Annotated in this window: 14 protein-coding genes; 2 read left to right on the forward strand and 12 right to left on the reverse strand. The window is 41.5% G+C overall.

The genetic code is table 11. The features are described from left to right. Positions 1 to 33: 33 nt before the first annotated feature. From G585_RS0101410 to G585_RS0101460, 11 genes are all read right to left on the reverse strand, one after another. Entirely contained in the window at positions 34 to 1782 is a 1749-nt protein-coding gene (locus G585_RS0101410) for an SGNH/GDSL hydrolase family protein (protein ID WP_022772453.1), read from the reverse strand. Further along, positions 1757 to 3247: an extracellular solute-binding protein gene (locus tag G585_RS0101415; protein WP_022772454.1), complete on the reverse strand. Its 1491-nt coding sequence runs from the start codon at positions 3245 to 3247 to the stop codon at positions 1757 to 1759. The genes G585_RS0101410 and G585_RS0101415 overlap by 26 nt, the downstream gene beginning before the upstream one ends. 70 nt (positions 3248 to 3317) lie before the next feature. Further along, positions 3318 to 4328, reverse strand: coding sequence for a carbohydrate ABC transporter permease (locus tag G585_RS0101420; protein WP_022772455.1), 1011 nt, complete (start codon positions 4326 to 4328; stop codon positions 3318 to 3320). Further along, complete coding sequence (locus G585_RS0101425; RefSeq protein WP_022772457.1) at positions 4321 to 5229, reverse strand: carbohydrate ABC transporter permease; 909 nt, start codon at positions 5227 to 5229, stop codon at positions 4321 to 4323. Before G585_RS0101425 ends, G585_RS0101420 begins: the two co-directional genes overlap by 8 nt. A 14-nt stretch (positions 5230 to 5243) precedes the next feature. Next, positions 5244 to 7841 (reverse strand): DUF5696 domain-containing protein, encoded by a 2598-nt coding sequence (locus G585_RS0101430; RefSeq protein WP_022772458.1) that lies wholly within the window; start codon positions 7839 to 7841, stop codon positions 5244 to 5246. 21 nt (positions 7842 to 7862) lie between these two features. Continuing rightward, positions 7863 to 8522 carry a Yip1 family protein gene (locus tag G585_RS0101435; RefSeq protein WP_022772460.1) on the reverse strand — a complete coding sequence of 220 codons (660 nt, stop codon included), beginning with the start codon at positions 8520 to 8522 and terminating at the stop codon, positions 7863 to 7865. A gap of 4 nt (positions 8523 to 8526) precedes the next feature. Further along, positions 8527 to 10041, reverse strand: a complete 1515-nt coding sequence (locus G585_RS0101440; RefSeq protein ID WP_022772461.1) for a hypothetical protein — start codon at positions 10039 to 10041, stop codon at positions 8527 to 8529. A 19-nt stretch (positions 10042 to 10060) separates the two neighbouring features. Then, on the reverse strand, positions 10061 to 10924 hold the full coding sequence (locus tag G585_RS0101445; protein ID WP_022772462.1) for a carbohydrate ABC transporter permease: 864 nt from the start codon (positions 10922 to 10924) through the stop codon (positions 10061 to 10063). Between the two features lies 1 nt (position 10925). Further along, positions 10926 to 11864 (reverse strand): carbohydrate ABC transporter permease, encoded by a 939-nt coding sequence (locus G585_RS0101450; RefSeq protein WP_022772464.1) that lies wholly within the window; start codon positions 11862 to 11864, stop codon positions 10926 to 10928. 26 nt (positions 11865 to 11890) lie between these two features. Further along, entirely contained in the window at positions 11891 to 14839 is a 2949-nt protein-coding gene (locus tag G585_RS0101455; protein ID WP_022772465.1) for an extracellular solute-binding protein, read from the reverse strand. Positions 14840 to 14865: 26 nt separating this feature from the next. Then, the gene (locus G585_RS0101460) at positions 14866 to 16314 is read right to left on the reverse strand and encodes an endo-1,4-beta-xylanase (protein ID WP_022772466.1); all 1449 of its coding nucleotides are present in this window, start codon (positions 16312 to 16314) and stop codon (positions 14866 to 14868) included. Positions 16315 to 16638: 324 nt separating this feature from the next. On the opposite strand from G585_RS0101460, the gene G585_RS16730 reads away from it, so the two are divergent. Further along, the gene (locus G585_RS16730; RefSeq protein WP_022772468.1) at positions 16639 to 17595 is read left to right on the forward strand and encodes a helix-turn-helix transcriptional regulator; all 957 of its coding nucleotides are present in this window, start codon (positions 16639 to 16641) and stop codon (positions 17593 to 17595) included. A gap of 209 nt (positions 17596 to 17804) precedes the next feature. On the opposite strand, the gene G585_RS0101470 is transcribed toward G585_RS16730, so the two are convergent. After that, positions 17805 to 19253 carry a glycoside hydrolase family 43 protein gene (locus G585_RS0101470; RefSeq protein ID WP_242829977.1) on the reverse strand — a complete coding sequence of 483 codons (1449 nt, stop codon included), beginning with the start codon at positions 19251 to 19253 and terminating at the stop codon, positions 17805 to 17807. A 374-nt stretch (positions 19254 to 19627) separates the two neighbouring features. Here G585_RS0101470 and G585_RS20030 point away from each other — a divergent pair, with 374 nt between their 5' ends. Further along, positions 19628 to 22393 carry a carboxylesterase family protein gene (locus G585_RS20030; RefSeq protein ID WP_022772470.1) on the forward strand — a complete coding sequence of 922 codons (2766 nt, stop codon included), beginning with the start codon at positions 19628 to 19630 and terminating at the stop codon, positions 22391 to 22393. Positions 22394 to 22404: the final 11 nt, after the last annotated feature.

Consider the following 22404-nt stretch of genomic DNA (forward strand, 5'->3'; position numbering starts at 1 on the left):
AGAGCTTTTTCCTCTACAAGCACTTTTCTCTTATTATCTTACAACTCCGAACCCCAGGATTGTAAACTTCTTATCGTTCATGCCGTCCGCCATCTTAATCTCGACTTTGTGCTGTCTGTTTTTCTCTTCATTGAAGAGAATCACGGCATTACAATGTGTCCATCCAACCTCTAATGGATTGACATCCTTTATCTTTTTTTCATCCACGAAAACCTGTGCCGTTCCGAAGGATGCGCTTCCTGAATCCTTGAACACCAGTAGCAGCTTACTGCAGTTAATGTTCATGACAAATGGTTCAGGATCTGAGCTTTTCCCATTATAAGCCCAGTTATTTGGAAATTCAGGTCGTGGAATAATATCTTCGTCCATCTCCACAAGCTGAACATCCTTATCAACATCGTCAAAAGAACCTGACGCAAGTTTTGTAATCTTGTATTTCTTTTTAAGAGCCTCTAACTCTTTTTTATCAAGCAGTTCAACCTTTTCAAAGTCCCCACCTATTACCGGATGTGGAAGTTTCTCATCTTCTTCATATGAAGTATCCCTTGATTCATTGACGTTATCGATCAGATTTATGAGGCAATCGCTCATTATCTGATGACCAAGATTACTTGGGTGGTATACATCATAAAAGAACTGATTCTTGGATATAACCCTTCCATCTTCCGGAAGAAGCTTAAACTGCTCTGTTACTGCATCCAGGACACTCACCATAGGAAGATCATATCTGATTCCTACAGGCCCCAATCTGTCCTGAAGATTCCAGTCAAAAGAAAATACTGCAAAAAGTAAAACCACTGCCGGCTTCCATGGAAGTGCCAAGGCCTTTCTTACAAGGCTTTCATAACAGACTCCCTTTGTCTCATCGCCTTCATCATTTACAGCAAATTCAATGACTATAAGGTCGGGCTTTTCGGCGTAGTCCCTAAGGACATCGCGCTCAAATCTTATCATTCCAAGTTCTGAGGGAGTTCCTCCAACACCTGCCTTGATAAAATTTACTTTCCCGCCTTTGATATATCTTTTCTGAAACTCGTCTGCAAAAACTTTTGCATAGCATTTCTCATTTATTGGTATAGCTCCGGCTCCCTGTGTAATAGATCCTCCAATAAAAGAAAGTGTGACATTCTCACCACTTCCGGCCTTACTTAAAACTTTTTCAAGCCTTGCGGTGTTTCCGGCATGCAACAGACTCCGTGAGATCATCTTTTTATATCTTGAAGACTTAAAATCAACAAGCTGTTCCATTGGCTGAACAGGAGCAATGAAGCCCTGATTAAGATAGAATCTGACATCCGCTGCTGCCTGGATTCCTGAAGTTCCAAACTCAAATCTTATCTGCCCCACTTCTTTATCTGAAGCTTCCCATTCTATATCCTCAAGATTTATGACTGTCTCCATCCCATCCATGTAAAGCTCCTTTTTTATCTGGGTAGCTTTTTCTCCCGGATGTTCAGGATACATTTCAAGTACGAATTTCACCGGCTCTTTGGCATCGCGACCTGAAACACTGACACCTATGCTGTGTACAACTGTCTTAAAGCCCTGAGCTGACTTAAGCAGCTCTAACATGTAGTCATCTTCGATGTTGCCTGATAATCTTGCAGCATCTATAAGTCTTCCACAGTCCATATAAAGAAACTGAACGCCCCGGCCATCAGGCTGAGGCGCTCCAAATATTTCTTTACCCTGCATTATGAAAAAGAAAGGTCTTTTCTTTGTAGGATCTTTGGGGGCCTTAGGACCCCCAACAGTTTTACTGAGCGTTTGCCTCGTCAACATAAGCTTTCCATGTGTCACGGATTGCTTCTACCTGCTCTGAAACAACTACGCCTGGTCCAATGTTCCATACAAAGTCTGAGCCAAGACTGAGGTTAGGAATCATTCCGTGGTAAGCAATTGTTCCCTTTTCTGTCATCATAGCGATTGTCTCATCAACTGCTCTCTCATCAAAGACACCATTTCTGGCTGTTGAAAGATATCCGTTGTAATCAAGGTACTCAGCTGAAGGAGCGTTTGTATAAAGGTTCCATGCAAATGCGATCTTCCAAGCCTTGTCTGCATCGTAGCATGCTGGAATAGCAATTGGGTTGTTTGTCCAAACGTTGATGTAGTCGTCCATCTTAGGTCCCTTAGGGAACATAACGAATCCAACTTCATCCTGCATATCCTCAAGGAAATTACCAGGTGTTGCGCAATACTCATCATCAACCATGAATGCTGCCATACCATTGATAAATGCTTCCTTGTAGTAATCCCACTCAGCGCCCTCTGGATCTGGCATGTCATAGTTTGTAAACATGTTTACTGTCCACTCAAGAGCTTCAAGTGTCTCAGGAGACTCAAGGTTATATACATACTTGCCGCTTGCATCCTTGTCGATGTATGATCCGCCGTTTGAGAATACAGCTGCTGTTGTCATGTTACCTTCGTTAAGTGTAAGGCCCCAAACATCTACAGTACCATCGTTGTCCTTATCCTGCTGAACCTTCTGCATAAGCTCTTCGAACTTATCCCATGTCCATGTTCCATCTGCCTGCATATCGTAAAGTGACTCAGGATCGATTCCGGCATCCTTAAGAAGTCTCTTGTTGAAATATACACCTGTACGTGCTTCTGAATATCCAGCGAACATAGCATAGATGCTGTTTCCTTTAGAATACTGCTCATGGAGCTTGTTTCTCTGGAACTTAATGTCATTAAAATCAAGGCAGTCAAGTGTTGCAAGGTCATACATAAGACCATTAGCCATAGCTGATGTGATAGCCGGGTCATCACGAAGTGTGAAGAGATAGTTCTCATCGCCACCTGTTGTTGCATAGTCTACGAAATCTGTAGGTGTTGAACCCCAGTCTCCAAATGCCTGAGACTTGATTGTGAAGTTGTATGTCTGCTGGATCCAATCTCTGTACTCCTGAAGAGCTTCTTCATAATCGTTAGCTGGAGCTGCAGGCTCATCTGATGACCACCAGTCACGGATGATGATCTCCATTCCGCCAAGGTCGATTGGGTTGCCGCTTGCATCTGTGATTACCTGATATGGATCATATTCATCAGATGGTGCTTCTGTAGCTTCTGCAGCTGCTTCTGTTGTAGCTTCTGCGGTAGCTGTTTCTGTGTTTGCTTCTGGCTGAGCAGTATCAGTTGCTGCTGGTGCTGCTTCCTGTGAGCCACAAGCTGCCATGCTGAAAAGCATAGCTGCCATTGTAATAACGGCTGTTGCTTTGTTTGTTAGAGACTTTCTCATACTCTAAAAATCCTCCTTTACCCCCTAAGGTAATATTATTGTTATCCAGACTTATTGTCCGGGTGGAACCTTACATCTTTATACCTGTGCTACTGATACTCTCAACAAATGCTCTCTGTGCAAAAAGATAAAGAACAATGAGCGGAACGATGATCATAAGTGTTCCTGTTGCGAGAATACAGTTTGAATATGCTATTGAAATTGTTGTCTTTACACCATTTATTCTCTGAATATATGCTCCGAGACTGTCCACAATTCTTGAAAGACCAGTGCTTATAAGCTTTGTGTTTCCAAGGAACATTCTTGAATAAAAACCATCTGTCCACTGCCAAACAAAGGCAAAGAGGAAACATGATGTAAGAATAGGTTTTGCCTGTGGAAGCATGATCCTTATAAAAGTCTTAAATGTTCCGCAGCCATCTACATAAGCCGCTTCTTCCAAATCTCCCGGAATATTTCTGAAGTACTGTCTTATCATGTATATATAAAGACCATTCTTAAGTCCCATACATCCAGCGCTCATAAGATAATATGGAAGTTTTGACCCCCTCAGGTTAATAGTCTGACCTGTTATGAGCTGTGAAAGACCAAGTACATCAAAAAATCTGAAGTGCAGATGGAGTGAGCTGGCAATGGTCTGTGGTGGAATAAGGATTACCAGTATCACACATGCAAACCAGAATTTCTTTAATGGAAATTCAAATCTTGCGAACCCGTATCCAACCAGTGTGCACATTGCAATCTGAAGCGCTGCGATTGTAAGCGAAATAAGTGTTGAGTTTAAAAGCGCCTGCTTGAAGCTTATGAGCTCTGCTGCCAGTCTGTAGTTAGCTGTTGTAAAGTGCTCAGGGATCGAGATAACAACCGGATTATAAAGATCCTGCTCTGTCATGAAGCTGACAGATATTTTATTCAGGATCGGCTGAATGATCATGAAGCACATTCCAAAAAGAAGAATGAATCTTATAATGCTTACAGCTCTTTCTCCTATTACTTTTCTAAGCAGATATCCTCCGGACTGTTTGTTCCTCTCCCAAAAGCTCTGCTTTGCGTAGGCACTATTTGTTTTTACATTAGTCATAGTAGTAAACCCTCTTAGAAATAAAGAATGATGTTATTCCCACAAATGCAAGTACCAGGATGAAATAGATCCATGACATTGCCGAAGCATTTCCATATTGCTGCTGCTCGATCATTACCTTCTGGATCTTTTCAATTACTCCGTTATCTGATCTCATACAGAAATCAACAACTGTGTAGATCCAGTTAACAAGGAACAATGAGCTTATCATCGGGAATGTTATCTTCCACAAACTCTCCCACTTTGTACATCCTTCTATATCAGCAGCTTCATACATACTTGATGAGATTGTCTGAAGACCTGATAAAAAGATAATGATCTGAATTCCGGAAGCAAGTGCCACATCATAAATGTTATCTATGACTTCAAATACCTGCTCAAAAGCTCTTACACCGACGCCTGTTGTTCTAAGTATTGATTCAAGAGCTCCTGTAATACTTACGCCCTCTGTTGTCTGTTCAATACTCTGTGCCAGGTTTGCCATGAGCTGGTTGTTTGATTCAAGTCCTACGATAACGCCGGATGAAAGGATAACAGGTAAAAAGAATATTGCTCTTACAAGAGCTCTTCCTTTAAACTTCTGATTCAGGACAAGTGCCACAAAGAAGCTGAACACTATGATCGCCAGTGAATAAACCATCATTCTTGAAAGTTCCTCCCACAAAAGCCTGTTGTATTCCGGGTCAACCCTGAATGCAAATATGTAATTGGTGATTCCTGAAAATGTCTTTGTAACTTTTCCTGCTGACAGATCAACGTTACAAAAACTCATGTAACAGGATTCAAAAAGAGGTTTTATCATGAACAGCAAAAAGCCAAGAATAAATGGTGATATAAAACAATATCCCGATATGGCTTTTCGCTTTTGTAATCCTGCCAGTTTATTTTTCTGCTTACTCATAAAGGATGCCTTCCTTATCTCTTAACGATATAGTCTCTTGCCGGTACTTTTACGCCTTCATCTGTAGTAAAATCGCTGTAACCGTAATTGACGTATACTTGTGTTCCATCTGCATATTCTGTACATGAAACATCTGAATTTAAGTTCTTATGTCCAACCATTTCCTGATTGAATGTGTGTCCCAGTTCTGCATTGTATCTGTTGTAGATACCAAGCATCTTGTCTTTCCAGGAATCATATGTTGAACCATAGTAATCTGTGTACAGAGTTTTCTGAGTGGCAAAAGAGCTCTCTTCCATAAATGAGAAGCAAAGGCCTGCTCCATACTCAGCGCTATATAGAACTTCGTTTTCAGCGTTACCGCAAATGTTTATTGGATTGCCTGTATAATCAACTCTTCCGTGAACTGCTATCTGGAAGAATGGAACACATTCATCAAGGATCGTGTATTCACTTCCTCTTAAATCCATCTCTGTAACCATGGAACAGAAAGGAATTGCATAATCATTACCCATGTTTATCATGAGCTTTGATCCGCCATCTGCGTATCCTTTAAGCTGCTCAACCTGGAGGTTCTTTACAGCTTCTCTGCTGTAGGTCTTCTTTCTGGAGAAGTCAGAAGAAAGATCCATTCCCAAGTCTTCAAAGCAGGCACCTGCGCCAAGACTGTTACTGCTCTTTACAAGTACATCTGACAATTTCTTTGAAAGATCTGTGTGAAGAAGGAAGTAGTTGTTATCTGTGTTTTCCCTCTGTGCATAAGTTACATGGCTGTAATTGTAAAGCTCAGCTCTTTCCTTACTTATGAATTTTGCTGCATCTCTAAAAGAGAAGAATCCATCGAGAAGGTTGCTGTCATATGCATACTCTGTTACACCGTTGAGGTAGACTTCAGCTCCTTTTTCATCAGCAGAAGCTATCATGTTCTTTAGATCTTTTTTACTTCCAAGATCAGAAATTGTTTTTGTTTTCTTAAGTATTTTTTGCTGAACACCGCCGTTGCACCAGCCAAGCATTTTTACTTTCATGTTTGAAACGCCGTTTGCACTAAGGTCTTCAACTATATTTGCTGCATCTTTATAACTTGTGAGCTTAAGTGGTCTTGATACAGGAACACCCACAACCTGCTTAACCTTATCGATGGCTCCTACCATTTCAATAGCAACAGGAGTGCTTTCATCGCTAACAAGGTCCATATATCCTACGTACTTGTCCTGGAGATATTTGCCATAGCACTTTGCCATGTCCACATAATCTCCTGAATTTACGAAGGTGTACCTCTGAGTCAGAGTCTCATCAGGTAACTCCTTTATGTATTCATAAATATCTGAATTGGCGATATCGCCTACATCATATTTTTCTCTCTGGCAGATGCTGTATTTTGCATTTACGTAGTTGTAACTGTGGTTCTTTCCTGCTATGTCTGCCTGAATAGAAGCGTATGGGCTTCCTTCTTCAAGGATACAGATAAAAGAATCATTTCCTTCAGATACACCGTACACACCGTAATATGCTCTTGTGTTGTGTACCACAGCATCTCTTGAAAGGCACATATCCCAGCCATATACATTTGTGTAATAGCTACTCTGTGAATTCTTACCGTTGTTGAAGTTAATTGTTGCTCCGCCACCTTCAGGAACAAACATAAATCCTTTATCGTTTGGACCGCCTGCTCCAAAATATGGAAGAGGAGTTATTGTGTAGATAGGTGTTTCTTTGTCGTACTCAAGGTCTTTAAGTGGAACTTCTACAACCAAATCTTTTCCCTCGAGCTTGTAAACTACGCTGACATTGAACACTGGGTTTTCTGAAGTCTTAACTGAAAGATCAAGCTCTTTGTCCGCAAGGAAGTTCTCATATGTGTAACCAACTGCTGCAAACTTCTCTTCAATGGTCTTTTTCACATTTTCTTTTGTTCCGCTTCTGAGAACGTAGATAACTTCATTTTCCATGCTTGGATAATTTGCTAAAAGCTCATCCTTGTTATCTTTTGCTGTGAGCTTGTTGATGTCGTATTTCTTGTAGTACTGCTTAACAAGATCAGCTTCTTTCTTATCCATCTTTGAAAGCCAGTCATTCATCTCTGTTTCAGTGATAACCGGCGGTACCACATATTCTTTTTCTACATTACCAAGAGAGTAGTTGACTCTTATCTCATTGTCGCCCGGAATGATCTCGTATATTCCGTTATTGGTGCTATAGCCAAAAGTGCTGTAGGTTGTCTCAAGTCCCTGTGTTATGGAATATGACATAACAAGTGGAGACTGAAGGAATGTCTTCTGATCATCAAGAGCTGCTGTATCCTCTAAAACGTCAGCAGGATTTGAGCGCCATACTTTTCCAGAATCCTTAACCTCAAGCTCGAAGGCTGTTGTCAAAGGATCCATGGTGAGTTTCAGCTCACCGTTGTCTACTACAACCGGTGTGTCATTTCCCTCAAATGTATAGGGCTGAACCAGCTCTTTTTCCTCTGCTACAGGCTTGTAGTTAATAACAAATATGGCTGCAATAACTATGATCAAAGCCAGAATAATCGAGGGCAAATGCTTTATTATAGTTGTCAGGAATGAACCTATATATATTTTTTTTGGTTTCTTATTTTCTGTCTTCAAATCCGTCACCTCTTGTTATTACTACATTCGGAACATCAATTCTTTTCCCAGGGAAATGAAATATGCAATTCCCTGAGCGACCATGCTAAAGAAGATCATCAGGATAAATATCATTACCAGCATTGCAAAAAGTGTTGCTACAACGAACAATAAGTTCTTGCCTGCGGAATACTCGTGGATCTGCCCCATTGCCGCTATTATCAAAAGAGCTGAATAAACTAATGATAATAAGCTTACAACCGAGTAGAATTCTGCTTCCTGAACTGTTACAAAATTACTGAATATCATGAGCGGAAACTGTATCAGGACGTATGGAGTAAATGCATAGCAGGTTGCCATGTAAACCTGTCCAAGTCTTCCTTTTCCATCAAACAGTGTTGTAAGTCCCCAGTTTCCAAGTACCCAGAGAGCAAGCGGAAAAACTACACTTGCCAGATACATGAAGATATTTAAGTCTTCCCAGTAAACTTCCATAAACAGAAAACTTGTATAGCGAAGCTTTAATATTCTTATGAGAAGCGCCAGCGCAAGTATGGTATTGGCTGCTGCATATGTGCCTCTCTTTTCATGAGTAAGATCCCAGAAGCCATCCAGAGGATGAGTCGTGCAGTAAAGTGCAAACTTGAGGGAATCTATATATTTTTCTTTTGGAGTAAGATTTTCTCTAACATTTGCTATCATAGCTTCACCTTTTTTCTTCTACTTTGAATATGTCAGCATTATCAATCTGCCACCTGATGCTCTTTATCTTTCCTATGGAAAGAGGAACCAAAAACAGTATAATGACAAATGCTACTATCCATCCGATGTGAGCCTCAACCCACTCTTTTCTGTACTGCTTATAGGCCTTTGAGTAGTTCTCTCTGTCATATTTAAGTTCGAAATACTTCATGGCATCTTTGTATTGTTCCTGACGAAGAAGTGCTCTTCCGATTCCGATGTAAGCAAGGTCGTAGTTGCCATTCTGGTCCATGACCTGCTGCCAGTAATTACCTGAAGCCTCGTAATTGCCCTTATCAAATTCCTCTATTGCGCTATATACAAGGTTTCCAAATTCAGTAGGAACAAAAGATGTTATTGAGCAGTCAAGACTGTCTACAACATAAAGCTCATGGCCGATGTGCTCAATTGCTGATGGTCTTCTAAAGTATCCATCCATGTTACCGTTTCCACCGAAAGCAAATACCATTCTGCCCTGGTCATCATATGCAAAAAGTCTTCCTCTGTTTCTGTCCAGGCATACATAGATGTCATTGTCCATAACTGTTACATCTGTGAGGATTGAAGGTCCTTCATATCCACCGCCGGATCCAAGATAAAGATCTCCACCCACTGACCAGTTGCCGTTGGAAACCAGAATATCGTCACCCATGAGGTTCAATTTTCTTACAGCATTCTCATCTGATCTTGCCTGATCTTCCGTACGGGCTTTTGTTGCATATATGAAACCTTCATAGTCCATGTAGATGTTTTCATACTCTGTAGGAACGAATGACTCAAGTTTTGCTCTCTGTTCCTGAGAAGCAAGTTTCTTCCATATATAATCTGTCCACTCAAAGCTAACAGGTGTCGCTCCTACAAATCCTGAGAAAGTGCCGTCATTTTCGTACTTCACAAGACCTTTGTTTATTCCTGATGCGATACAGTAAACTCTCTCTGCCGTATCAACTACCAGTTTATTTGGCTGAAAAACAAGTGAAGGATCAAGGGTATTATCTGTGGGTTTGATAAATTCCATCAGATAGTTGAAGTCCTTATCAACCTTCAGTATCCTTGCATTTCCCTGATCTGCTATGAAGATATTTCCATCTTCTGAAACTGAGATATCAGTGGGATTGTTAAAGGTTGCAGGTCCTGATCCGCCTTTTATTGAATCTACAACTCTTACAACTTCAAGCTTCTCAGGTGATACTCTGTTTAATTCAATGATCCTGTTATTACCGCTATCGCACAGATAAAGGGAATTACCGTCAGCAAACAACCCTTGAGGATTTTTAAGTTTGACATCAAGTCCAAGCTCTGAAGATGTGAGTACTTTGCTGACAGAATACAGATCAGGACTCTCCTGAACATCTCCCCAATAATCGTAGTTATACGTGTAGTGTTTCTCTTCTGCGCAGGCCGTAACAGGCTGGAAAAGCACAACTGATACACCAATGAATGCTGCTAAAGTTTTTATGAATAAATTCTTTTTACGCATATCGCCTTGACCTTTCGCTTTAATCTTTAAGACCTGAGCTAGCCATTGTTTCAAGGATCTGGCTCTCAGAGAATACAAAGATAATGATTGGAACGATCATAACAACAACAAGAACGGCTGCTCCCTGTCCTGTTCTTGCAATTCCTCCGCTCTGAATCTGCTGAAGGGCATATACAAGAGTTTTTCTTTCTTCTGAATAGATATATGTTGATGCCTTGTTGTTCCAAAGAGCCTGAACCGAGAAGATAATAAGTGTCATCCACGCAGGCTTAACGTTTGGCATTACTATTCCTGAAAATACTTTCCACTCATTGGCACCGTCAATCTTGGCTGCTTCTATAAGTGATGTAGGAAGTCCTTCCATGAACTGCTTCATAAGGAAAAGACCCATTGGTGAAGCGAAGGCCGGGATGATGATTGACCAGTAAGTATCGATCCATCCGAGTTTGTTAAGTATCAGGTAGTTAGGAATCTGTGTTACCCAACCTGTGAACATCATGGCTACTGTTACAAGTTTGAAAAATGCCTTGTTTCCTGGGAAATCATATTTCGCAAGAACGAAAGCTCCCATTGAGGCAATGATAAGGTGCCCTGCTGTTCCAACAAATGTGATGAAAACTGTGTTGAACAGGTATCTTGTAAATGTGACCCAGGATTTTCCCATTGTTACAAACAAATCTGAGAAGTTATCAAGCGTAGGATGCTGAGGAAAAATTCTCGGTGGGAATTTAAAAAGTTCATCCAGAGGCTTAAGTGCACTGCTGACTGCGTATATGATCGGAAAAGCCATGACTATGGCAACAAGTACAAGGAAAACGTAAAGTGCTATATCTCCTGCAATTGATCTGTTCGGTTTTCTTTTCTTAATTAGCTTCTTGCTCATATCAAGTTCCAACTCTCCTTAAAAGACTCTGGATTGCCTTGTTGCAAAGTATCATCATAAGGAACAATATTGTTGCTATTGCGCAGGCATAACCCATTTCAAATCTTGAAAAACCATAGTCAAACAAATGAGTAACAATTGTACGTGCAGCATAATCTGTACTTGGATATCCACAAAGAGCCATAGTCACATCTGCGACACCAAATGATGATGTGATGGACATAACTGCACCGAACATAAGCATTGGTTTCATGTTTGGAAGTGTGATATACCAAAGCTCCTGCCATCTGTTCTTTATTCCATCCATGTACCCGGCTTCGAACTGAGCTCTGTCTACGCCCTGAAGTCCGGCTACGAATGAAAGGAATCCTGTTCCCAAACTCATCCAGAGGATAACCAGCATACATATTGGAAGCATGTAATGTGGATCAATAAGCCAAAGCTTAGGACCATCAATGATTCCCACACTCATCAGGAAAGCGTTTACGTATCCGTAAGCATCTCCTCTAAAGAACACTGAGAAGATAACATAACAGTTACCTGCAATTGATGGCGCATAGAACACGATTACCGCTATACTTCTGATCCATCTTGGAAGCTCATTTATAAGCCATGCAAACAGGAAAGAAAGAATGTAGCCCAAAGGTCCTGTTATCAGTGCTATCATCAGTGTGTTTTTTACACCTATCAGGAAGATATCATCCTGGAGCACAAGGCTTATGTAGTTCTGAAGTCCGATAAATCTCGGCGGTTCAAGGATGTTGTAATATGTGAAGCTGTAGTAGATTGATGCAACTACAGGGAACACATAGAACATAGTGAACAATATTGCATATGGAGCAAGAAAGAGATAACACATCTTGCGGTTTTTGGCCTTTTTAAGTGCCACTGTAAAATTATGCTTTCGAAGCTTTATATACTTCTGCAGATATTCCTTCATTGTCAGTTCTCCATCGGTTTTTGTTTTTATTCAACCGGCATACCAAACTCAATACGTTTCTTCTTGATTTCTTCATCAATCAGAATTGAGTAATCGATGATTGTCTCTCTGGAATCAACCTTATCGTTGATTACTTTTCTTATGGCATTTGAGATGTGTCTTCCTGTGAAGTATCCACCTGGCACTTCTCTTATACCAACTGTGTTGTCCCACTGCTCACTTAATACTTTGATATCATCTGCGCTCCAGGAAAGATTTTCGAATGCATCCCTGTTTGCTGTTGCATATCTTGCAGATGAACCAAGGAGTGCCTCGATCTCTCTACCGAATCTTACCTGTGTATCAGCATTTGCCCACCACTTCATGAACTCCCATGAATTTTGTCTGAGCTCTTCATCCTCTGTTGCGATCATCATTGTTGCGGTTCCTGTGATGAAGTCTGATCTGTCGATATATTTTTTACCGTTTGCATCTACTCTCTCGGTTCCCGGGATCAGTGTGAAGTCCCAGAGGCCTCTTATTTCAGGAGCTGAAACCATAAGTGTGTTGTAGGTTGAATATGGTGCTACACCTATTGGCATTTCTCCTGCACGGAATCTGCTTACAAAGTCATAGATAGTTGGGATTCCATAGTCGTTAAAGTATCTTACGTAGTCATCGAATGCCTTTACTCCGGCTTCGGTATTAACCGTTGTCTTTGTTCCCGCCTCGTTGTACATGTCTCCGCCATACTGGTAAAGTAGTGAGAAGTACATTGAAAGGTCAGGCACATTTGACATGATCGATGTTGACGCTGCTGCAGCTCCGCTACTTCCTGCTGCTGTCGGGATACCGATTGAAAGGTTATTTCCCTGAATCGTAGGAAGCATCTCGATCAGCTCTTTCCATGTCTGTGGTGTTTCAAGCTCAAGCTCTTCCAGTACATCTTTTCTATAGAACATTACGTTGAAGCCCTGTGTCTCCGGAATACCGTAAATATGTCCGTCAAGTCTATACTGTTCATATGAACTCTCTGAATAGTGAGATAAAACTTCTTCCCATCCATCAAACTGTGTTATATCCTCTGCTGCACCTCTGAGGGCGTAGTTTACAGGCTGATCGGCACCAACTGATAAAACTACGTTTGGTCCTCGTCCTGCAAGTACTGCGTTAAGGAGTGCGCCGGGATCTACAATCTCTACGTTTACCTTTACTCCTGAATTTGGAGTAAAATCATCATCAACCATGGACTTAAGGATTGTTCCCTGGTCTCTACCTGTGAGTACCCAAACCTTTACTACTTTATCGCTTGAGTTCTCATCGTAAACATCACCAACTGAGTTATAGTCCACAAAGAATGATGCGATGAAAGACTTTACTTCATGGCCTGCTTTAGTAAAGAAGTTGGCCTTATCTTTTTTTACCTTGGCATCAGTTCCTGAAATCACCAGGTAATCCACATCAAGCTTTGTTTCACTCATCTTAAGAGATGCTGTACCAAGAGCTGTTATGTTGTCCTTGAATGTAACAAACTCTGTTGTGATCTTTTGAGGCTTTTCTATAAATCTTTCAAGCTGCTGGGCGATAGTCTGCGCTGTTGCGATGTTATCTGCTTTCTGTCCGGAGTAAGCAACCATATCATCAACGATCTTGTAAAGTCTTTTTGCTTCAAGATCCATGGCCCTCATAATTTCCGGATATGTTGTATCAATATGATAATCTCTGTACACATCAGGTCTTGCACCTGTGTATACCAGAATTCTTCTGTATATCTGATTCAGTCTGTAAGTTGAATCTTCCATTTCCTCAAGGATTGCACCCATACCGCCAAGAGTTGCCTCTAGTCTTACGTTGTGTGTTCCTTTTGTCAGATAGAACTTATAAGGATTTCCCTCTGCATCTGAGAGTGTCATTGAGTCCCAGTCATTGCTATAGGCAAAAGAGATTTCTTCAAGTTCTTTAAATGGAATCTTTCCATCTATGAGTACGCTTCTGTTTGATACAGAGCCTCTTGCATAGTTCTGTCTTGCCTTGACTGTGATGTTGTAATATCCATCTTCAGGTACTTCAAAGTTCCATTCGATCCACTGTCCGGAAGCTCTCCAGGCCTCACCGCCTACGTAGTTAAGGACTGTTGTTGTAACACTGTTTGGAACTGTTGTAGGTGATGATCTGTCATATTTTGCATAAAGTGAAGATTCTGACCTTAATGTTGAATCCTCGCCCTGAACTACTTCAAGATAAGTTTTTGCAGCTTCTGTTCCTTCGCTGCCCTGATTGCTTGCGATATACTGCTCGTAGCTCGGTGTTTCTTTTACTCCACAAAGCTCAACCCTTGAAAGGACCATAGGTTCATTGTCTGCTACAAATGTCAGAGTGTTGTCACCTTTTTCAAAGTAGAAAACATAAGGCTCAGCTACGAATCCCATGTCATCTCTAAAGAATGCACTCTGCCAATCGAAGTACTCAACCTGCCTTGGACGGATCTCATTTCCCTGGTTATCTATCTTTTTCTCTCCACCGTCCATCCACATTCTGGTAAAAGAAATGTTTCTTGCATCTTCAAATGGAATCTCGCCGTTTACCAAAACAGTTCTCTCTGCAGGAACGCCTCTGGATTCCGGTATGTAGTAGTCGATATCTATCTGATACATTCCGGCCGTTGGAACATTTACATTCCATGTGATCTCTGAACCGGTTCCTGTGAAAACGCCATCTCTTGATGCAACTGATTCTTTGTGCACCTCACCTGTTGACTGATAATCAAAAAGGCTGACTTCCACGTTTTCCTGTGGATAAGCATCTTTTGCATGTTCATTTATATATCCGGTGTAGGCACCAACTCTTTCCATGCCTTCAATTTCTTCGGTAAGATCGGCATCTGCATATTTGGCACTGAAGTCTTCGATTTTTCTGCTTGAAAGACCAATGCATATGCATACTATAACTGCCAGGATTCCCACAACTATTAAAACTTTTTTAAGTGTTTTGTTCATGTTTTTAGTCCCTATTTTTACAGTTATTATTCTTGAGCAAATACCCAGAAAGCCGGCTTAGGCTCGTAATTTCCATCAAAAAGCAATGGGCATTGTTTTTGCTCTTTATTGCTTCCACCGCCTACATTTGATCTGAACTGAAGCCATGAAAGCGTATCTATTGTTCCCCAGAAAGTCATGCCTGTTATGTTCACACCTGAGTTCTTGGCAGATTGAAGAGAATAATACATGAGGTTGTAGATCTTTCTTTGTTTCTCATACTCTTCTTCCATAGCTTCAGGGCTTCCATCATAACCATCTGTAGCTCTTAAATCCCACTCTGTAACCTGAACTGCTCCTACGACTTTTCCGTAAGCCTTTATTGATGTTTCCATCTCAGCTGCTGAAGGGCCTTCCATACTGTAATGTCCCTGCATTCCCATGGCTGAAATCCTTGTTCCTTCGCCCGGAGCTCCTTCATTTTCCTTTATCTTCTCAAGAAGCTTGATGATTCCTTCTCTCTTTTTGGCATCGCATTCGTTATAGTCGTTGTAGTAAAGCTCAAGGTCGGCAGGTGCATATTTGTTGGCATATTTAAAAGCATTTATTATGAAGTCTTCATTCTGATATACATGCCACCAGCTTGAATTGCCGCCGTGTCTGTCTTCCAAAAGATCCTCTTCAGGTCTTTCTGTATCGGTTCTGTAAGTTCCGGTTGAATCTGACACTGCTTCGTTTACAACATCCCATCCATAGAAGAGATCTTTGTAAGGGCTGCCCTCGCCTGTGAAATGTGTAAGGACTTCTCTTATGTACCACTCAAGTCTTTTGTCCATTTCTTCGGCTGTCACATAATCTTTTGTCTTGTCGTAGTCCACATGGAAGAACCACTCCGGTGTCTGTGAATGCCACAAAAGAACATGGCCTCTTACCTTTATCTGTCTGTCAGGATTTGCTTCGTTCCATTTAAGTATCTTATTAAGGATCTTTTCTGGATTAGTGTAATTAAGAACAGGAACTGTAATTGTTTCACCGTTTAGTTCTGCCTCTTTTGTTCCCGGACATTTACTTACGCTGTATCCGAAAAGTGAATCGGGTTTTAATTCATTTCCGAGGGTAACTGCATTAAAGTGAGTTGTTACCAGATCCCAAAGTTTTGAGTCCCAGGGTTCTTTTCCGGTTATGGCACATCCGATCCGGCATCCCATCTTTTTTTCTACTGCATCGCGAAGCGCCGGTATTTCTTTTGCCACATCTTGCTTTTCTGTACTCATCTGTGTACTTCCTTCTATATTCGTATCTTCTTTTGCAGATGCTTCTGTATTTGATGCTTCTTGTGTCTGTGCTTCCGCACCTGACTCTATATTTGATTCTATGTTGGATTCTATGCTGGATTCTGCTGAAGATGCAGCTGTACTGCTCACGCTGCCGCAGGCCGATGTTGACATCATTACGGCTGCCAGAGCCATCACTGCCAGATACTTCCCCTTTACCATCAACTTTCCTCCCCGCTTTCTAGTAATCACTTTTTGCTAAAACATATTAAAGTTGACAATGTATAGCATATAGGCTACAGGCCTGACTCGCTTACCAGTTGTTGCCAGACGACATTCAGATATTGCGATTAGGTGACAGAAATTGCCCTTCATTTTTTGTGCATTATTCACAATTGGCATAGGGATGTTCTAGAATGTATTATCTAATATGAGCAGAAAAGAATAGAGAATAGCAATTTTTGAGAAGTCTTGATAATCATAAAATGTTATCATAATTTATGAATTATTCGTAAAATAGTATCTGAAATAAGAGAGGTTACAGCTATGCCACCTAGGAAAGACCCAGCGGTTAAGCTTGAATATTATCAACAGAATACCGATTACAAAACACGAGTAATGGTTAACAATGTTGAAAAACAGATTTTTCCAAAAGATAGTGCGCTTCGTATCTGGTACAACGAACTTTCATGCGACTATTCATCTCATTGGCACAATGCTTTGGAGATCATCTCTCCCATTGAGAATTATTATGATGTTGAGATTGATGGCGTTTCACACCATGTAATGCCCGGCGAGATCATTATCGTCCCACCCAGGAAATCTCACGCTCTTCATGCGCCCAAGACAGGATGCAGATATGTATGCCTTTTTGACATTGACTTTTTTTCATCACTTCGAGGCTACACAAGCCTTATTCAGTTGCTTCAGGAATGCATTCACATCACACCTGAAAACTATGCACCTATTTATAATGAAATATATGACAGCTTTTCTCTGATCTGGCAGGAATACTTCCAAAAAACAGAATTCTATGAGTTCTCGATTTATTCACACCTCTTCCAGATCATGACAATGCTTTCAAGATATCACCTCAGTAAGATCAATCTCTTTACCGAGAGCACTCCGGTTAAGAGGAATGAGTATTTTGAAAAACTCAATTCTGTCATCGACTATATTGATAACAATTATGTATATGACATTACCCTTGAAGATGCTGCTGCCCTCAGCGGCTTTTCAAAGTTCCATTTTTCAAGGCTCTTCAAAGAATACATGAACTGCACCTTCTATGACTACCTGATAAATCAGAGGATCAAGGCCACAGAAGTTCTTTTGACTGATGACCGCCTCTCAATTACAGATATTGCGCTGCAGGCAGGCTTTTCAAGTATTTCTACCTTTAACAGGACCTTCAAGCAAAAGAAGGGCTGTACTCCTGGCGAATACCGCGCCCTCTACTCCGGTGGCCTCGGCCGAGAACGCGGAGATGTAAGCGCCAAATAAGTTGTAGGATTGTGTATTTTTACTCACTACTCGTTGTCGTGATTTACTAAAATTCAAAACAGATAAATGTCTCCTTTCATGCTTATTCAGAGCAGTCGACATTTATCTGTTTTTTCATTTTGTAAATCATCTCCGCCTGCGTATGATTCGTAAAAATGCGCAATCCATACTATCTATTTGTGAAATTCTGAGCTGTCAGAATCGCATCCTTATCTCGTAAATTCCCATGAGTAAACCTGATATCCTTCGCCTTCGAAAACAAAGAATACGTTATGCATACCGGTTACTTTTTCATCAAGATCATAGTGAACTACTACAGGCTCTTTTGAGTCTACCGATACAGGAACAACTATAGCTTCATCAGATGATGGGGTGTCAAGGCAGATTCTTATAGAGCCCTTTCCACTTCCAAGTACTTTAACGTCAACTGCGCTCGCACCGCCATTTCCAAACTCAACTCCTGAAAGGCTTGTCCATGATCCGTTCTGGATTCCTGTGAGGATCATCTCACCTGAACCATACTTTTTAGCAACATCGCCATACTGTGTAGTCTTGATATCAGCGCAGTTGCTCATGGTTACTGCAGGAATTTCTTTATATGGATCAAAGGCTTTTGTCTGGTCAACGCCATGTCTTGTGCCTATACTGGCTGTTGGTTCAAGGTCTCCGCCCAGCATCAGGCTGTCGATATTTGTGCTTCTGTATCCCTGAAGGATTCCCATTTCTTTTTCAAGAATTCTTGAATGGTATGTGATATACCACTGTCCGTCAAATTCAAACATGCAGTGATGGTTGTTTCCACCCTGACCAAAGAACACCTGAGGATTCTTAAGAACGGCGTGGGCCGGTTCAAAAGGTCCCATAGGAGAATCTGACTTCATTGTCACTATTTCTCCCTGTGAGAAGCCAAGTTCAGACTCTGCTCCCTGTGGCACATCAAAGTTAGAACAATATGAATAGTAGTAAACTCCGCCAATTTTGTTTATTCCTGAATCCTCAAACAGATATGGCACATTCTCGATTGGCTTTGGATCACCATCGATGCTTATCATGTCTTTTCCTAGTTTTGCAACTCTTGCTGTTCCCGGATTTGAAGCTTTTTCCTTACAAGGAACTCCTCCGCCAAAATAGATATAGGCTTCTCCGTCATCGTCCATAAGTACAGCAGGATCAAAGAGCCATGTTACTTCCGCACATGTAGGCGTATCTCTTGAAATCAGTGGGCCATTTAAAGGATCTGTAAATGGTCCAACCGGGCTGTCTGCTGTGAGAACAGCGATTCCGTTACCATTATTTGCAAAATATAAAAAGAACTTATCCTTGCCATCTATTTTCTTGTAAGCTGCTGCGGGCGCCCATGAATTAGCTCCCCAGGAAGCTGCTCCCTTTGTTCCTGCAGCATAAATAGTCCCATGGTCTGTCCAGTTAACAAGGTCCTCTGAAGACACCACATTAATTGTATTTATATTGCTATAAGTATTCTCTTTTACTGTTCCATCAACATTGTAAGAAGGCTTATCTCCTGTCATGTAGATATAAACTCTATCACCATAAACAAGGGCATATGGATCTGCCCCAAATCTCTGTACCATAATTGGATTGTGTTCTGTAATCTTCTTGTAGCTTTTCATAATCTCCACTCTATCTAATACTTCCATCGAAATTTCCCCCGCCATCTCAGTATTCGCAAAAGATGGCATCTCTCCCTCATAATATCCACAACCTCCAAGAAGCAATAGCGCAAAAGTAGCAATAATTAGGTGTATAAGAGGATTCCCGGTTTTTATCGATTTAAACCAATGCATAGCCATGCCCCATTGCTTCTTTAGAGTTTGTCAAAAGAAAATATATCGAATTTAACAGGTTCAAAGCCACCAAAAAGTTGCTGATTTTGTTTCAGTAATTGCGGAAGTCCCCAATTTAGCAAGCTTTACGCAGTGTGTAGCAATATTTGATTGGAAGGCAAAGCCGAAAAAATAGAAAATTACGGTAGGGTATAAACATTATTATTATGTATTGGGGAGATTATAAAATGCTTAGAAAAACACGCGTAGAAAACGGGCTTGTTAATGGCCTTCCGGGCAATGACCCGAGGGTAACTGTTTACCGAGGCATTCCTTTTGCTGAAGCACCTATTGGGGAAAATCGTTTCAAGGCTCCACAGCCATGTAAAGACTGGGAGGAACCTCTTGATGCCTTTGAATTTGGGCCGATCTCATATCAGGATACTCCCGGAACCGGAGACGGACTCTACGACAGAGAATGGCACGTAGATCCTGACATTGCCAAGTCCGAGGACTGCCTGTATTTAAACATCTGGACACCAGCCAAAAGAGCTGATGAGAAGCTTCCTGTTTTAGTATGGTACTACGGCGGCGGATTCCAGTGGGGTTACACCGCTGAAATGGAATTTAACGGAGAAGCTCTTGCAAGAAAAGGAATCGTTGTAGTCAGCATAGCCTACAGACTTGGATGCTTTGGCTTTTTGGCTCACAAAGAGATAACAAAAGAAAATCCTGATGCTCCTGCAAACTTTGGTCTTCTTGACCAGAAGGCAGGCCTTCACTGGGTTAGCAGAAATATTTCTTCTTTTGGCGGAGATCCTTCAAAGATCACAATAGCAGGTCAGTCTGCCGGCGGATCAAGCGTTATGCACCAGCTTACTCACGATGGCAACCGTGACATTATTAAGGGCGCTGCCATTTTTAGCGGGATTATCAGACATGTAAACGCAGAAGATGATATATTCAGGCCCCTTAATCTTGAACAGGCCGAGGACCTTGGCGAGAAATTCTTTGAATCTCTCGGCGTAAAAGATCTTGAAGAAGCAAGAAAGCTTACTTCCAAGGAGCTTCTTGACGGATACAACAGATTTATCAAAGACCATCCCAGAATGTATCCAATTGTGGATGGCAAGTTCTGTACAGGGGATCCTGTTGAGAGATTTGTTAAAAGGGATTGCGCAGACGTTCCTGTTATCTCAGGAAACACTGCAGATGAGTTTACAATTGACGGAATCAGTATGGTTGAGTCCTCTGTAAAGAGCGCATTTACTGATGCAAATAAAAATGATGCAGGTCAGAAGTTCTACTACTACAGATTCAATCCCGATATTCCAGGTGATGGACACAAGGGTGATGCTTATCCCGGAACCTTCCATTCATGCGATCTGTGGTTCTTCTTTGACACACTTGGAATGTGCCACAGACCTTACAAGGGAAGACATTTTGATCTGGCAGACCAGATGAGCAGCTATTTTGCAAACTTTGTAAAGACAGGTAACCCGAATGCAGAAGGTCTTCCTGTTTGGGAGCCTTATAAGACCTCATCTCCTCACGAGATGGAGTTTCTTGGCAGAGGCGCTACGCCAAAACTTGAGGGCGGCATAAGACAGAACAGCCGCAATCAGGCAGTAAATCCTTATCTTCCTTCATGGGAATATATCCCGGATGGCGAGCCTTACGTATTTGGCGACAGAGTTTACGTATATGGATCACACGATCTGTATCAGGGCGAAACCTTCTGCCTAGGTGATTACGTATGCTGGTCAGCACCTGTTAAAGACCTTGGCAACTGGAAATATGAAGGCGTGATTTATCCAAAGACAGCTGACCCACTTAACCCTGACGGACATATGTGCCTCTATGCACCTGACATCACAGTGGGTCCTGATGGCAGATATTATCTGTACTATGTTCTTGATAAAGTCTGTGTTGTATCTGTTGCTGTAAGTGATACACCTGCAGGACCTTTTGAGTTCTACGGATATGTGCACTATGAAGATGGTACAAAGCTTGGCGACAAGGAAGGCGATGAGCCACAGTTTGACCCGGGCGTATTAACTGAAGGGAATGAGACATATCTTTTCACAGGCTTCTGCGGACAAGGCGATAAGTCAAGACATGGTGCAATGCTCACAGTCCTTGATAAGGATATGCTCACAATAAAAAAAGCTCCCGAGTTTATTGCTCCCGGCAATTGCTACAGCGAAGGTACAGGCTTTGAAAAGCACGCTTTCTTTGAGGCACCTTCTATCAGAAAGCATGATGACACCTACTATTTTGTTTACTCTTCAGAAGTTATGCATGAGCTCTGCTATGCTACTTCAAAGAGCATTTACGGACCATACACCTATGGCGGTGTTATTGTAAGTAACTGTGATCTTCATATCGACAGCTATAAAAAGGCTGACGAAGCTACAGCTTATGGTGCCAACAACCACGGCAGCATTGTGGAGATTGACGGCGATTGGTATATCTTTTACCACAGACATACAAACGGAACCTGGTTCAGCAGACAGGGCTGCGCTGAAAAGATCCACTTTGAAAGCGACGGATCCATCAAGCAGGTTGAGATCACTTCCTGCGGACTTAACGGCGGACCGCTTTCTGATGTTGGTGAATATCCGTCATATATAGCTTGTAACATATTCACTAATGACCATAAAATATATGTTGAAGCAAACGCCCCTAGAGTTGTACAGGAAGGCGGCGACAACACACCAAACAATGGCTACATCAAGGATATCGTGGATGGCACAACCATTGGATTTAAGTATTTTGAGTTAAAGGATGCAACAGGTCTTCGTATTAAGACCCGAGCATATTTTAGCGGTACATTTGAAGTAAGAACATCTCTGGATAGTGAGCCTATATGCAGCATCAGTGCTCATGGTTCAAATATCTGGACTGCATTTGAAGGCTCTTTTGCCAAGGTAAGCGGAACATATCCGCTCTATCTCACATACAAGGGCACAGGGAATTGTTCACTTGCTTCTATAGAAATTTTGCATTCTTAAATCAAAAATTC

The sequence above is a fragment of the Butyrivibrio sp. AE2015 genome, assembly GCF_000420825.1.
In the GTDB taxonomy this organism is placed as follows: Bacteria; Bacillota; Clostridia; order Lachnospirales; family Lachnospiraceae; genus Butyrivibrio.